The organism is Waltera sp., assembly GCF_046969025.1.
Classification (GTDB): Bacteria; Bacillota; Clostridia; order Lachnospirales; family Lachnospiraceae; genus Acetatifactor; species Acetatifactor acetigignens.
This window is the reverse complement of sequence record NZ_JBKVQF010000025.1, coordinates 1-13954: the sequence shown is the minus strand read 5'-3', so window position 1 is coordinate 13954 and position 13954 is coordinate 1. Positions and strand designations below refer to the sequence as shown.

Below are 13954 nucleotides of genomic sequence, written 5' to 3'. Positions count from 1 at the left end.
GATATCGATTCTATTATATCATTATGAATAGCGTCCGGATTTCGTATCCGGCAAATCATCCATGATTATATGAAGTAATGACCAAACAAAAAATAAGAGAGGTATTGTCATGACAACCAATGAAAAAGCGTTACTGATGCATGAAAAATGGAACGGTAAACTGGAGACCGTGTCCAAGACTCCCGTCAAGACCCGTGAGGATCTGGCTATTGCTTATACTCCCGGTGTTGCGGAGCCCTGCAAAGTAATCGCCCAGGACAAGGAAGCTGCTTACAAATACACCATGAAGGCCAACACCGTAGCCGTTGTCTCCGACGGAAGCGCGGTTCTTGGTCTTGGCAACATCGGTCCCTACGCAGCCATGCCCGTTATGGAAGGCAAGGCAGTCCTCTTCAAAGAATTCGGTAATGTAAATGCTGTCCCCATCTGTCTGGACACCCAGGATACCGAAGAGATCATCAAGGCTGTGACCTATCTGGCTCCCGGCTTCGGCGGAATCAATCTGGAAGACATCAGTGCTCCCCGTTGTTTCGAAATTGAGGAACGTCTGAAGGAGATTCTGGACATCCCCGTATTCCATGATGACCAGCACGGTACTGCCATCGTCGTTCTGGCCGGTGTCATCAACGCCCTGAAGGTAGTCGGTAAGAAAAAGGAAGACTGCCGCGTAGTGGTAAACGGTGCCGGAAGCGCCGGGGTGGCTATCACCAAACTGCTTCTGACCTACGGTTTCCCCAATATCATCATGTGTGACAAGGTAGGTATTGTCTCCAGAGATACCGAAGGCCTGAACTGGATGCAGAAAAAGATGACCGAAGTGACTAACTTAAACAACGAGACCGGCTCTCTGGCCGATGCTCTGAAAGGTGCCGATATCTTCATCGGTGTTTCCGCTCCGAACATTGTCACTCCCAAGATGGTAGCTTCCATGAACCGCGATTCCATCCTGTTTGCCATGGCGAATCCCATTCCCGAGATCATGCCGGATGTAGCCAAGGCTGCCGGTGCCCGTGTCGTAGGAACCGGACGCAGTGATTTTCCCAATCAGGTGAACAATGTGGTCGCTTTCCCCGGTATCTTCAAGGGTGCTCTGGAAGGTCGTGCTACCCAGATCACCGAAGAGATGAAACTGGCCGCTGCCGAAGCCATTGCCGGTCTGGTACCCGCAGACAAGCTCTCCGATGACAATATCATGCCGGAAGCATTTGATCCCCAGGTAGCCGAAGTTGTAGCAAACGCTGTAAAGAGCCACATCCGCTAATGTGTTCGGACAGCATTGTGAGAGACTGGCACGGCAAGCCCTACTACTCTCTGGATTCCTATTGCAAAAATATGTTTCACCATAAATGCTATAAAATAGCCCTGAATGCCCGGATGTCCTGTCCCAATCGGGACGGAACTCTGGACACTCGGGGCTGTATCTTCTGTAGCTCCGGCGGCAGCGGTGACTTTGCTGTGGACATTGCCGGGAAGACTATGGAGGAACAGATTGCGGAAGGCATGGCAAAATTCGGTGATAAAGTGACCGGTCATGACCTGATCGCCTATTTTCAGGCATACACCAACACTTATGCACCTCTCCCCTATCTGGAAGAGGTGTATCGTTCTGCCCTGAGCCATCCCAAAGTCTGCGGCATCTCCATTGCCACCAGGCCGGATTGTCTGGGGCCGGAAGTACTGGCTCTGCTTGCAAAATTAAAAGGCGAATATCCGGACAAATTCCTCTGGATCGAACTGGGATTACAGACAATCCACGAAGAGACTGCCCACTATATCCGCAGAGGCTATCCCCTGTCCTGCTTTGAGAAAGCCTGTACCAAGCTGAAGACACTCAAAATCCCTTTTATCGTCCATACGATTCTGGGACTCCCCGGAGAGACCGACCGACAGGTACTGGAAACCATGAAATACTTAAACCATATTGCTCCCTTTGGCATCAAGCTCCAGTTACTGCATATTTTAAAAAATACCGATCTGGCAAAGGATTATGAAAAGGGAATATTTGAGGCACTGACTCCGGAACATTATCTGGATCTGTTGGTCTCCTGCCTCGCCCACCTGTCTCCGGACATCGTGATCCACCGGGTCACCGGTGATGGGCCAAAAGATCTGCTGATTGCTCCGAAATGGAGTCTGGACAAACGAAAGGTACTGAACTCACTGCACCACCGTATGAAAGAGCAGGGCATCCGTCAGGGTGACCTTTATGAAGCAATAAATAAAGATAAACATTAGAAAGGCTGTTATCCCATTATGTTACAAGATCCGCTTACTTTATATAAACTTATCGTTCTCTACATGCTGAACCGTGTGACTTTCCCTCTCACGGCCGCACAGGTCAGCGATTTTATCCTTGGAAAGGAATACACGAACTTCCTGACCCTGCAGCAGGTCATCAATGAACTGACGGATGCCGGAATGATCGCCACCCAGTCGATCCGCAACCGGACCCACCTGTCCATCACTGCCGAGGGCAAGGAAACTCTGAATTTCTTCGAGAACCGCATCGGTGATACCATCAAGCAGGAAATTGACAGCTATTTTCAGGAAAACGAGTTCACCCTGCGCAACGAAGTCTCTGTGCTGGGGGATTATTATAAATCCACCTCCGGTGAATACGAGGCTCATCTGGTAGCAAAAGACCGCGGTATCAATCTGGTGGACATCACCTTATCCGTTCCCGTGGAAGAAACTGCGGCTGCTATCTGCGACAACTGGCAGAAAAAAAATCAGGAAATATACAAATACCTGATTACGGAGTTGTTCTAATCCCGCAATCAGGTACCTGATTTTATGATTCTTTGTTTTTAGAAGAAGCCTCTGCGGCTTCTTTTTTGATTCTCGCCATATGCTCTCTGATCTTCACCTCATAACCGTTACCCGAGGGCTGATAGAACTCCCTGCCACTTAATTCATAGGGCAGATACTGCTGTTCCACATAGTCATTCGGGTAATCATGTGCATATTTATATCCTGTTCCGTGTCCCAATTTTGCTGCTCCTTTATAATGTGCATCCTGCAAGTGTGCGGGGATCGGCAGATCTCCTGTGGCCTGTACTTCCTGCATCGCCTGAAATACCGCTTCGCAGCTACGATTGCTCTTGGGTGCTGTAGCAATATAAGTCACTGCCTGCGCCAGAATGATCTGCGCCTCAGGCATGCCTACCCGCTCCACCGCCAGAGAAGCATTCACTGCCATCACCAGTGCCTGGGGATCCGCATTGCCCACATCCTCCGATGCACAGATCATAATACGTCTTGCAATAAAAGTAACGCTTTCGCCAGCATTTAACATCCTTGCCAGATAATATACTGCCGCATCCGGATCTGACCCCCGCATACTCTTGATAAATGCAGAAATCGTATCGTAGTGGTTGTCACCGTTTTTATCGTATCTCGCCGCTCTCTTCTGGATACACTGCTGTGCCACGTCGAGCGTAATATGGATCTTGCCATCCGGTCCCGGTTCTGTGGTCATGATGCCCAGTTCAATAGCATTCAGTGCATGTCTGGCATCGCCGCCGGAGATATCTGCCAGAAAATCCAGTGCATCCTCGTCTATGGTGCCGTTGTAGGCTCCCATTCCCCGGTCTGTATCGTAGACTGCTTTTTTCAAAAGCTCTTTGATGGCTTCCCTCGGAATCGGCTTCAATTCAAAGATCACCGAGCGGGAGATCAGAGCGCCGTTGACTTCAAAATAGGGATTCTCTGTAGTAGCTCCTATGAGAATGATCGTACCGTCCTCCACATACGGGAGCAGATAATCCTGTTGTCCTTTATTAAAACGGTGGATCTCGTCAATGAACAGAATTGTACGCTTCCTGTACATTCCCTGCAGTTCCTTCGCCTTTGCCACCACTTCTTCCATATCCTTTTTGCCCGCCACTGTGGCATTAATCTGTTGAAATTCAGCACTGGTAGTATTGGCAATGACTTTCGCCAGCGTCGTTTTGCCGGTACCGGGCGGTCCATAGAAAATGATGGAGCTGATCTTGTCCGCCTTGATGGCACGATACAGAAGCTTGTCCTTGCCGATAATATGCTCCTGCCCCACGACCTCATCCAAGGTTCTGGGACGCATTCTGGCCGCCAGTGGAGCTTCCTTTTCCATATTGGTGCTTCTCATGTATTCAAACAAATCCATAATATTACATCCTCTGTTTCTATTGCAAAGATACCAAAAGACTGAAGCACATTCTAAGATATGCTCCAGTCAATTATAACAAAGTTTATCGCAGCTTGCAATTTTGCATCCAGATCTTCACACGCCGCTTCAATGCATTTGCTTCCAGCGGAGCCAGCAAAAGATCCTGGATTACTTCGGTCTCCAGGGCATTTTTCATCTGTTTCAGATTGCCTTCCCTACAGATTGCGATGGTCGGAAATGTCTGTTCCGTCTGTACTTTCCGAAGTTCCTGCCAGCGTGCCTGTCCCTGATCCTCTTCTTCCGATACATCCACCACAAGAGCCAGAATTCCCTCTTCCGCCGCTTCCTCCATACACTCTCTGATCATTTCCACGGAATCCACCTGTTTCAGCTGTACGGAATCCGGCAACGCAAATTCTATCATACTGGTGACATTTCGGGACCCGGACCACACTATAGCCAGCTGTTTTCTGCTCTGCTCATGGTTTTCTTCGCCATATACACTGTAGCGTCCTTTTCCCGACTTCTTGGATACATACAATGCCTGATCTGCTTTTGCCGAAAGATCATAGTAGCAATGATCCTCTGGATCGGAAAATGCTATTCCCACACTGATGGATATATTTTCCGGTATGGATAAGCTCTCTTTATATTTTACGAGGTTGACCAGATTCTCTGCCTTGATCAGTGCGATCTCTTTGGACGGAATGTCTCCCATCAATACTGCGAACTCATCTCCACCCATACGTCCCACATAATCTGTGCTGCGGAACTGTGAAGAAATGACTCCTGCAATGACGCTGATCACATGGTCTCCCATAGTATGACCGTATACATCATTTACGGATTTGAAATTATCGATATCTATCACCATAAGAGCATGCAGGCCATTCTCATGCTCTGTCAGAGTCTTCGTGATCAGCTTCTCTACTGTCATCTTGTTGAACAGACTGGTCATCTCGTCGATCTGCGACTTTGTCTTCCAGGCCTTCTGCTCATCTCTGCTATTCTGTAACCTGCGTTTTACCCCCAGTGTATTGTTGATGCGGGTAAGCGCTATCCGGGTATCTACCGGTTTGATAATGAATTCATCCGCCCCCAGTGCAAATGCTTCCGACTGGGAAGACACCGATTCCGTATTCGTCAGAACGATAACCGGCGTGTCCTTGAAGCCCTCCATATTCTGTCTGCGGCGCAGTACTTCAAAGCCGTCGATCCCCGGCATGACCAGATCCAGCAGCACCAGATCAATGGCATCGCTTTCCTTCTCCATGATCGTAAGACATTCTTCACCGGAAACAGCCTCTGCGAAGTTAAAATGCTCCCCGAGAGACTGTCTGATCACTACTCTTTGAAATTTTGAATCATCAACGATTAATAATGTTTCTTTCTTTTGTAAACTGCTCATGGCTGTCGGATCCTGCTTTCCGTATCACGTCGTTTAAAACGCGATACAGTTATAGTATATCCAACAGCCATGTGCTCGTCAATTTAAAAATATATCTACTTTTTACACAATCTTTATGTGGTTTTTCCCTTTAAAGTTGAATTTTACTACGTCTGCAGAGAAGTCCGCCGAATGTCACCAGACCTGCAGCTGCAAACAGCAGTACCTCGGGCATCCATCCCATCACACCTTCTCCGGTCTTGGGCACGCTGTCCAGCTCCGGCTGTGCAGCTGCGGTGTTTGCAGCTACTGTAAATGTGGTGCTGGCGGAATCATCGATCCACATGGTGTCCACAGTATGTTCACCCTCTGACAGGGATGCCAGGTAGGAAGGCTTCAGGGTCACGATAGTGGAACCTGATTTTGCTTCGTAGTGGGCACTGGGGATCCAGTTGCCGTCTACACGGACACCGGCGAATTTAGCAAAATCACCATCGCCGCGGATGGTCAGGCCTTCCGTGGTGCTGCCGTTCCAGGTGCTCCTGGTGCCTTCGATGATCTTATAGGGATCTTCCTGGCTGTCATCGGTACCACTGTCAGAAGCTGATGTATCTGTATTATCTGTAGTATTTGTAATCTCTCCCGTTGTAAAGGTATATTTCAATGTCAGATACCGTCCCTCAGCTAAGTCAATTGACGTATACTCCACTTGTGGATTTGTGACAATCCAGATGCTGTCATGATTGAATTTATAGCCACGTTCTGCAACCAAGGTCAGAATTGCATAATACGTTGTGTTCGGTTCAGCATTGCCGATTGCCGCCTCATTCTCATTTCCCTCTTTCAACCACAAAATACTGTTCTTCGTAACATCAGTAATTCCTTCCGTATTAATCTGCCATTTTTTAGGTAAGGGCTGTCCGGCTACCGGTGGGGTGACTACCATGTCCAGACTGGAGATTGTCCGATCAACTGTGCCAACATTAAACGACATTATATCTGTTTTCCTATGTTCATCCCCTTGTGGATCATCATATACTGCTTTTGCATACACCTTATATCCCGCCACTTTGGTACAGTTTTCTGTTTTATAGCTAATCTTCACTGTTGCAGTTCTGTTATCTTCACTATAATTTATGATTTTTGCATCAAAAATGTCATCTGCACGGTAACCCGCTCCATCATAGAAATTAAATGAAACATTTACTTTAGAAAAATCATAATATGAATTTATTTTTAAATCATACAAAAAATAAGATTTCTCATCATTTGAAACCAACTGTGCCGGTTCCGACAAGCTAGAATGAAATTCCAGATTGACTGCTTCACCTGTCATAACTATTTTACCTGTTCCATGATTTGGAAGCCGATAATAATAACATTGTTGAACGCTGTCATAGGTTGCACTTGCTTCTATTTCATTAACATCATCCGTAGAATATACAACTTTCGGTGCTGTCAAAAACCAATATTCTTTTCCATTATAACTGTCATCTCCCGGGTATATAGAAAAACAATCATACATTTTACTATCTATCATAGTACTTAGCATTATATGACAGTTTTTTAATCCGGTTCTATCAACTGTCCATTTTCCCGTATAATCGTCCGCCTTAGCATTCATCCCCTGCCAACCCCACAGCAGCAGCACCGCCGCTGCCAGCAGTCCGATTCTCTGTAATATCTTTTTCATCTGTTTCCTCAGAGGGATATTGTCAAGTGTGTAAGTAAGATTTTATGAAATTGCTTCTATTTTCATAAGAGAGCCTTCCATTACTTTTATACCATCTGTTAATTCAATATAGCTGATTACCTTTGTTTCTCAAAAAGAATAGTTTATACGCTTTAGATTTTAGTATCAAGTGTTGCCTGTGCAGGGGATTTTCCTGTCTCTGCAGTCTCTCTTGTAACATCATCAAGTGCTCCAGCTTTGATTGGCTTACCAATTTCCCAGTTAGGATCAGCCTTTTTTGCGGCATCATAAAAAGCCTGTCTGTAAATTCTCTCATATTTTTCAAGGGTGTACCCGGCAGCCAGCCTGTACTTTTTGGACATTTTGCGATACAAATTGTTATACACATCTGTTCGTTTTGTTGTATCACCATTGCATACACCATTTTCACGCAGAAATTCTTTTTTTGTCAGTTCATACATTTCTTCTTTGCTGCTATCCGGAATTGATATGATCCTTCTTCTCGAATTCTCGTTGTCATCTGTCACCAAAAGTCCTGCCAATCCATTTACAGGATTAATATAATCTCCATCCTTATCATAATGACTCATCAGATTTTTTATTCCCTGAATATTGCCATACATCGCACCATTTCCGGCAGACATCATCTTCTTAATAGCTGCTTTATACTGTTTACTGTTCGTATTAATTCCAGCAGCTTTTAGCTGTGATTGAACAGAACTGCTATTAAGCTGTGACAACTGAAAACTACCTATTGCATTTACTCCTGATGTTCCAAATGATTTCTGAAATAAAAAAGCATAATCCGTTATCCTTGACATAAAACAGCCTCCCTGTCTGTTTCCACATTGCAAATTTATTTTTGTCTATTTTATGTTCTAGCATAAGTCATTATTTTAATTGCACACCTTACGGTTTCATATCAAAGTTCCTATGCCAAAGCATCAAATGCCGAAACTCCATTTTCTGTCACTCCTATAGAAGTTGAAGTACCTAGCAATTCCACCATTTTTCCTGTCAGGTCATCTACATCTTTTCCATCAATTTTCAGATTATATTGCCGTTCTTCCTGCTCCTGTTTTTCGGCACGCTGTTTTTCCAGTCTTTCCTCTGTCTCTTTCTTTTCTGCTTTCCTTTTCTCGAGTCTTTCTTCAAGTTCTTTCCTTGCTTTTTCTGTTCCCGGATCAACCTCATCTGTTACCAGTACTTCTTCTGTTATGCTATCATATCCATTTATTGTATCCGTTACACTCAGTACCTTACAGCCACGAGCACTTTGAGCAGCTTTCAATTTTTCGATACTTTCCGGTATTAAAGATAGATTATACTCCAACCATTGTTTTGTCTTTTCATCTCCCATAGCCTCTGACAAAAGAGAACTGTTTATATTTACGGAATAATCCCTGCTTCGTAAACAATCGTATTTTTGTGTTAAATAGTTCTTATATTCATGGGCATTCTTATATGTCCTGCCCGTTTTGTTTCCAGCATTTTGTGTATTGCCATAACTATTCGTATATGACGCATATGTTCCTATTCCTGTAACTGCCATATTAACATATCTCCTTTCATTATTCGGAGTCCTTCCAACTATGCCACCTGTTGGATTTCTCTCAGAATCAATATAATATTGATCACACGCTAGCTTCAAATATACTTTGACTAATACCTTTCATCCACATATTCTGCGTTGCTCCATACCCTCTTTCCTGCCCTATATCATACAATCCACTGCTGTCAAATCCTATTTTCAATACTAAATCATTTTCTTTTTTCCAGCCATTCTTAGCATATTCCAACCATCTATTAGAATAAAGTTCATACCCTGCGCCATTTTTAGCCTTTTCCTTAAACAAGGCAAGTAAATCTGTGCCATCCTCTGCAATAAAAGTACCATTTCTATATGTCGCATTGCGTGCATCATACCCTGTTGTCTCATACACTTCATGCCATAAAGAATATTGGTTTGCCTTTGTCATATTTGCCTGCGAATTAACAATTTCATTGTCTGCATCATGCATACAAATCCACGCATGCGTCCAAATATTTTTTGCATTATCTCCTTCATTCAGCAATTTTTCTATCTGCGATAATGTGTCTCTATCTGCATTTCCTGACACAGTTAATTGATATGTATATGGATCAATAGAAAATGTCAAATCTGCTTGTTTTGATATTGATATTCCATTCTTTGAAAACAGATTTGAAATTTGCTGATTTACAACACTTCTGGCATACTGTTTTTCCCTGTCAGTATTGCGTACATAACCAACACTTCTTGAACCACCTGTATATACATCCTTGTAATTTCTTAATGCATAATCATACCGGGCAAATCCAGCCGAATATTTTCCTCCTGTTTGTAACATTCTTTTCTCATTGCGGTAAGCTATGGAACGCTGATCTTCTGTCATATATGAGCAAAAATTAGGTGAGGTCACATCACAATATTTTGATTCGATATATGCCATTGGATCAGAATGAGACAAATTTTCTTTGTACACTTTATCATAATGCTCCTGCAAAACTTTTTGTACGAAACGATCTTCCTCGGTAAGTCCATCATATTGATAACCTACAGTTGTACCTGCACTGGAAGTGTTTGGCAGATTATTTAAATCCCTGCCTACTGGTATATTGTTGTAATAATTATTTACCGTAACCATACTATCCCCTACCTTATATAAGTCTCATAACAACTGCCAACATTCTCTTACAACATTAAACAACCTTTCATGTCTCTAGAAAATATTTTTTTTAGCATTGTGATATATTGTTTTAGCAAATAACCTCTGAGTCGTTTCCATAAAGTTCTTATCGCTACTCATAATATCCCAAATTACACTCTTTGCAATTCCTGCTGTGTATTTCGGTTCTTCACGCATTTCTAAAAATCTTTTTTGTGCTTTCTCCATCATGGATACCGCAGTATCTATATATTCTTTTTGTTCTGCTGTATTCTTCTTCACATTAGTTGTTTGAAAGAATTTAGAACCGTCATTTGTCTGCTGACATACAATATATCCCGCCAGATTTGCTAATCGCTTATTATATGCCCTGTCTAAACCTGCCAAATCTTCATCAAGTGTTAATGAATTTTCTCCTGTGAGGTCATAAGAAACCTGACGTTCTCCATTCTCATGTTCTTTCACAATATAATTGTAACGTGTTTCATAAGCATCCATCATAGACTTCATCACATCTTCTAGATTGTATTTTCCGTCTTTTAACGTCAGTCCACTATATTCTCTCATTGAAGTATAATGTTCCCATTCAACCTCATTTGTATCTTGTATTGTTAATTCATATCCTATCGGTTCCTCAACTTTTGGCTTTACTTCTCTTAATTTTTCCCGCAATGCCCGCCTTCCTTCATTCGATATTTCTACATTGTCTATCTGCTTATTTTTATAAGCAACATTGTCATCCATACCTCTGAAATCTTTACTCTTTCTTTCCATTTCGAATAAACAAAACCTATCGTAAGAAGGTGTTTGAAATATTTTCATATCCGCTCCTTTCACATTTCGCAATCGCCTATTCACTTTCATGTTTACTAATTAGTGATATACATTTGCTCAAATTAGTCACTCATACAATATTCCTATACTTCCTTATCTATCTTACTTGACGTTAGAGAGGAATCCTTTTTAGAATATGTACCATTGTTTGTATAAGTCGCACTTGCGCGGTTCGCAGCATTTGATATACCAGTTGCTTTCTGGGCTGTTTTGCCTGCAAAGGAATTGTAACCTGTAAAAACCGTTTTCAATGAACTGATATCTGCTTTCTTCAATTCATCTTCATCCAGCTCCAGCTTATTCCCCTTTCCTATGGTAATACCTATTTTAGAAAGTAAATGACTGGTTTTGTCTGTCATGCCTGTCATCCATGAAGCATTTCTAAGGACATCTTTTGTATTGGATTCTCCTGCCTCCTTAACAACATCATTATAATCATCAATAAAAGATTTCACTTTTTTGGTAATTGCATCCCAGTCATAATCCTCTACCTCTGTTTCTTCCCCGGTCTTTTCATCCTTCTTTTTTATTTTCTTTTTTTCCCAGAGTGACGCATCGTTTAGTGCATCTGCTGATTTTTTCAGGGAATCCGCACTTGTTTTCATCAGTGTAAGCTTCTGTGAAGTATCGCCTTTCCCCGATAATTTTTCTGCATCCTGCTTTGCATAATATGCTTTCATAAGTTTTCCATAGCTTCCGTTTTTAATCGCAGCATAATCAGAAAGCATATTGGTGTTTCCTACGGATGAACTGTCGGAAGTTCCTCCAAATAATGCGGAATAATCTACATTGCTGTTATATTTACTTGTGTAATCACTAAAACTCTTAATCTCTGACATAATACCATTCTCCTTTACCAACTATAAACGAATATCAATCGGTGTATACACTGCCTGCTGTGTTGCATTCTGTGCATTTTCCAGAGTCGGTGTTTCTACTGTCACCTGTGTTTCCCCTTTGATATCCGTATTCTTTACGCTGTCTGTCTCCTCTGCCGCAGCCCCCGCAGATTCCTGTGTTTTCTCGGATTTATCAGTATTGTTCTTTGTTGCAGTGTCTTCTGTATTGCTGTTCTCCGCTTTTGCAGCTTCTTCTACTGATTTATTTGCATCTGCAAGTGTAGACATCTGTGCTGCTGTCGCAGACTGTGCCTTTGCCTGCAGCTCTGCCAGTTCTTCTTCCTTCTTCTCAGTATTTCCTTTTCCGGCATCCTGTTTGATTTCAGATTCAAGCACACTGGCACGTCCCTGTATCTGTGTTGCCATACTTCCCTGCACCTTTGCCTGTTTCATGGAAGAATCTGCGGAGATCATCGCCTGCATACTTGCCTGTGACAATCCGGTGTCTTTCTTTTTAGAAGTGTTACTTGTTCCAGCCACCATATCATCCATAGATGACGAATTTTTACTCTGCTGTTCCTTTCTCTGCTCAATAGTCACCCGAGTTTCCCGTTTTGTAAACGAGTTTCACATTTTGAAAGCGACCTTCAAATTTTGTACCCGACTTTCCACTTTTGTAATGACTTTCCCGTTTTTTTCCTTGCTTTTATGATATAATCACCTTATGGCAGAGTATTTTTTTGCACAAAAACCGGACGTCAGTTTTGGCTTACAAATTTTGCAAGCCATAATTCACGTCTTCTGCTGTTCCTATTTCAGCCAGCGGTCTGTGCTTTATTCTGTCTTCTGGTTACTTTTTGAGAAGTCTTGCGGTGAGGTTGATGTCTTTGGCTGCAACCTCGTGGCATCTAAGCCTCTCCGCCAGGTCTTCTCCATAATAAAAGCTGAACGCTTCATACGGACTTTTTCCGTTCAGTTTCTTTCTCCGGTAGGAATTGATATGGTTCATCATCAGCTCTACGTCTGCCTGCGTCAGTTCATCAAAGCTTCTTCCTTTCGGCAGGATCCTGCGTATAAATTCATGTCCCACCTCGATCTCTGCTTTCTGGTACGGCGCACTTGGATTGCAGTAATAGATCCTCGTCCTTTGAAATCCTTTTCCATCCGGTCCGTTCTCTATACACTTCGGATTGGAAAACTCACTTCCGTTATCCGTCAGGATGACCGGAAACAGCTTCCTAAAATCCTGCCCTCCCAGCCGGTGGTACAGTTCATCATAAATATCTATCACTGACTTTGAGGTGTTCGCTTCCCGCAGGAACCCCAGCATCAGTGACACATTTACAAAATATATCGTCAGCAGGACTTTCCCTCCCTTGCTGCCGATCACGGAATCCATCTGCACCACTGCTGTGTCCGGATGCTGTTCCATATATACTTCGTAATCATGATAATTCCTTCCCACACGGCATCCACGGTCTACTTTCAGCTCCGGTTTTTTATATCTCGGACGGTACTTTACCTTTCTTGGCAGGTCTATGTTCCTGATATCAAACAGGCATCCATCCACGTAGTTGTAGAGGGTCTTTTCACTGCACATCAGTTCATCCTTATGTGTCAGGTAGATCTGATGGATAGACTGCCCCTGTTTTACCAACGGCACCAGGATTTCATTGAGTCTGGCGATTTCCCCTTCCGTAGCAAGGATCCCGCTTCGGGATTCCGATATCTTATCCGTTGCCCGCCTCTGGGCTCCCAGAGCATCGTAAACAGTTTTTGTCAGCGTACACTTCTTTACTTCACTGCATCCGTTGCATACATATGGCGGTTTAAAGCGATGGGTACATATTTCTTCTTCATAATGCTCGCAGTAACGGTTGCATATGAGTTCACACTGTTTACAGACAGCTACCAGTGGATGCCTGCAGTCATTTGTCCCACATACTTTTTTCCTCTTACATGCTTTTCTGTACTTGCAGGTATTATGCGGGTAACTTCCATAACCGGTGTCCTGTTCGATGGAATAGTTCCTGATCTCCTTTGTGATGGTAGTCCTGTCCCTTCCCAGTTTCTCTCCAAGCTCTGTGAAAGTCATATGCTCCTTTAGTCCGCTTTCTATCTCCAGCCGGTCCTCATAATTTAAGAACTTTGCCATACTGTCTCCTTTCCCCGCCAGCTGCTGAAGTTCTGTTAAAAAACAGGAAGAACATTTCTGCTCTTCCTGCATTTGTATCGTCACTTTCACTGCTGTAATTTATTCTGTTTGTAATCAACTTTCCCCCTCACACGGGAATTTCAAAAAACTATTGAGGAGGTGCTTTTTGTCCTTATTCTACCTGTAACATAATACTTAGAACCACTTCCTGA

Annotated in this window: 12 protein-coding genes and 1 pseudogene; 3 read left to right on the top strand and 10 right to left on the bottom strand. The window is 43.3% G+C overall.

The annotated features are described in order from the left end of the window. Positions 1–109: 109 nt before the first annotated feature. The 3 genes from ACLTOH_RS12695 to ACLTOH_RS12685 are packed head-to-tail and all read left to right on the top strand — an operon-like array spanning position 110 to position 2769. On the top strand, positions 110–1261 hold the full coding sequence (locus tag ACLTOH_RS12695; RefSeq protein WP_117568617.1) for an NADP-dependent malic enzyme: 1152 nt from the start codon (positions 110–112) through the stop codon (positions 1259–1261). After that, on the top strand, positions 1261–2235 hold the full coding sequence (locus tag ACLTOH_RS12690; RefSeq protein WP_181968607.1) for a TIGR01212 family radical SAM protein: 975 nt from the start codon (positions 1261–1263) through the stop codon (positions 2233–2235). The genes ACLTOH_RS12695 and ACLTOH_RS12690 overlap by 1 nt, the downstream gene beginning before the upstream one ends. An 18-nt stretch (positions 2236–2253) precedes the next feature. Then, entirely contained in the window at positions 2254–2769 is a 516-nt protein-coding gene (locus ACLTOH_RS12685) for a DUF4364 family protein (RefSeq protein WP_022312765.1), read from the top strand. A gap of 22 nt (positions 2770–2791) precedes the next feature. Here ACLTOH_RS12685 and ACLTOH_RS12680 read toward each other — a convergent pair whose 3' ends face one another. From ACLTOH_RS12680 to ACLTOH_RS12635, 10 genes and pseudogenes are all read right to left on the bottom strand, one after another. Next, on the bottom strand, positions 2792–4144 hold the full coding sequence (locus ACLTOH_RS12680; protein ID WP_022312764.1) for a replication-associated recombination protein A: 1353 nt from the start codon (positions 4142–4144) through the stop codon (positions 2792–2794). A gap of 85 nt (positions 4145–4229) precedes the next feature. Next, positions 4230–5555, bottom strand: coding sequence for a sensor domain-containing diguanylate cyclase (locus ACLTOH_RS12675; protein WP_262594756.1), 1326 nt, complete (start codon positions 5553–5555; stop codon positions 4230–4232). A 130-nt stretch (positions 5556–5685) separates the two neighbouring features. Beyond that, entirely contained in the window at positions 5686–7227 is a 1542-nt protein-coding gene (locus ACLTOH_RS12670) for a hypothetical protein (protein ID WP_337631184.1), read from the bottom strand. Positions 7228–7379: 152 nt separating this feature from the next. Next, the gene (locus tag ACLTOH_RS12665; RefSeq protein WP_412224211.1) at positions 7380–8048 is read right to left on the bottom strand and encodes a DUF3879 family protein; all 669 of its coding nucleotides are present in this window, start codon (positions 8046–8048) and stop codon (positions 7380–7382) included. Between the two features lie 110 nt (positions 8049–8158). Then, a complete protein-coding gene (locus tag ACLTOH_RS12660) occupies positions 8159–8779 on the bottom strand; it encodes a DUF6033 family protein (protein ID WP_412224210.1) in 621 nt (206 codons plus the stop codon). 82 nt (positions 8780–8861) lie between these two features. Then, positions 8862–9893, bottom strand: coding sequence for a DUF4885 family protein (locus ACLTOH_RS12655; RefSeq protein WP_412224209.1), 1032 nt, complete (start codon positions 9891–9893; stop codon positions 8862–8864). A gap of 75 nt (positions 9894–9968) precedes the next feature. Continuing rightward, the gene (locus tag ACLTOH_RS12650) at positions 9969–10736 is read right to left on the bottom strand and encodes a hypothetical protein (protein ID WP_412224208.1); all 768 of its coding nucleotides are present in this window, start codon (positions 10734–10736) and stop codon (positions 9969–9971) included. A 95-nt stretch (positions 10737–10831) separates the two neighbouring features. After that, positions 10832–11587, bottom strand: a complete 756-nt coding sequence (locus ACLTOH_RS12645) for a hypothetical protein (RefSeq protein WP_227061396.1) — start codon at positions 11585–11587, stop codon at positions 10832–10834. A 21-nt stretch (positions 11588–11608) separates the two neighbouring features. After that, a pseudogene (locus tag ACLTOH_RS12640) lies at positions 11609–12184 on the bottom strand (hypothetical protein); the annotation flags it as partial. Between the two features lie 253 nt (positions 12185–12437). Beyond that, positions 12438–13742 (bottom strand): IS30 family transposase, encoded by a 1305-nt coding sequence (locus tag ACLTOH_RS12635; protein ID WP_069432380.1) that lies wholly within the window; start codon positions 13740–13742, stop codon positions 12438–12440. Positions 13743–13954: the final 212 nt, after the last annotated feature.

Coding starts and splice junctions, on each gene's coding strand:
- ACLTOH_RS12685 (WP_022312765.1), top strand. CDS start 2,254: ATGTTACAAGATCCGCTTACTTTATATAAACTTATCGTTCTCTACATG.
- ACLTOH_RS12670 (WP_337631184.1), bottom strand. CDS start 7,227: ATGAAAAAGATATTACAGAGAATCGGACTGCTGGCAGCGGCGGTGCTG.
- ACLTOH_RS12645 (WP_227061396.1), bottom strand. CDS start 11,587: ATGTCAGAGATTAAGAGTTTTAGTGATTACACAAGTAAATATAACAGC.
- ACLTOH_RS12680 (WP_022312764.1), bottom strand. CDS start 4,144: ATGGATTTGTTTGAATACATGAGAAGCACCAATATGGAAAAGGAAGCT.
- ACLTOH_RS12675 (WP_262594756.1), bottom strand. CDS start 5,555: ATGAGCAGTTTACAAAAGAAAGAAACATTATTAATCGTTGATGATTCA.
- ACLTOH_RS12695 (WP_117568617.1), top strand. CDS start 110: ATGACAACCAATGAAAAAGCGTTACTGATGCATGAAAAATGGAACGGT.
- ACLTOH_RS12660 (WP_412224210.1), bottom strand. CDS start 8,779: ATGGCAGTTACAGGAATAGGAACATATGCGTCATATACGAATAGTTAT.
- ACLTOH_RS12690 (WP_181968607.1), top strand. CDS start 1,261: ATGTGTTCGGACAGCATTGTGAGAGACTGGCACGGCAAGCCCTACTAC.
- ACLTOH_RS12655 (WP_412224209.1), bottom strand. CDS start 9,893: ATGGTTACGGTAAATAATTATTACAACAATATACCAGTAGGCAGGGAT.
- ACLTOH_RS12665 (WP_412224211.1), bottom strand. CDS start 8,048: ATGTCAAGGATAACGGATTATGCTTTTTTATTTCAGAAATCATTTGGA.
- ACLTOH_RS12650 (WP_412224208.1), bottom strand. CDS start 10,736: ATGAAAATATTTCAAACACCTTCTTACGATAGGTTTTGTTTATTCGAA.
- ACLTOH_RS12635 (WP_069432380.1), bottom strand. CDS start 13,742: ATGGCAAAGTTCTTAAATTATGAGGACCGGCTGGAGATAGAAAGCGGA.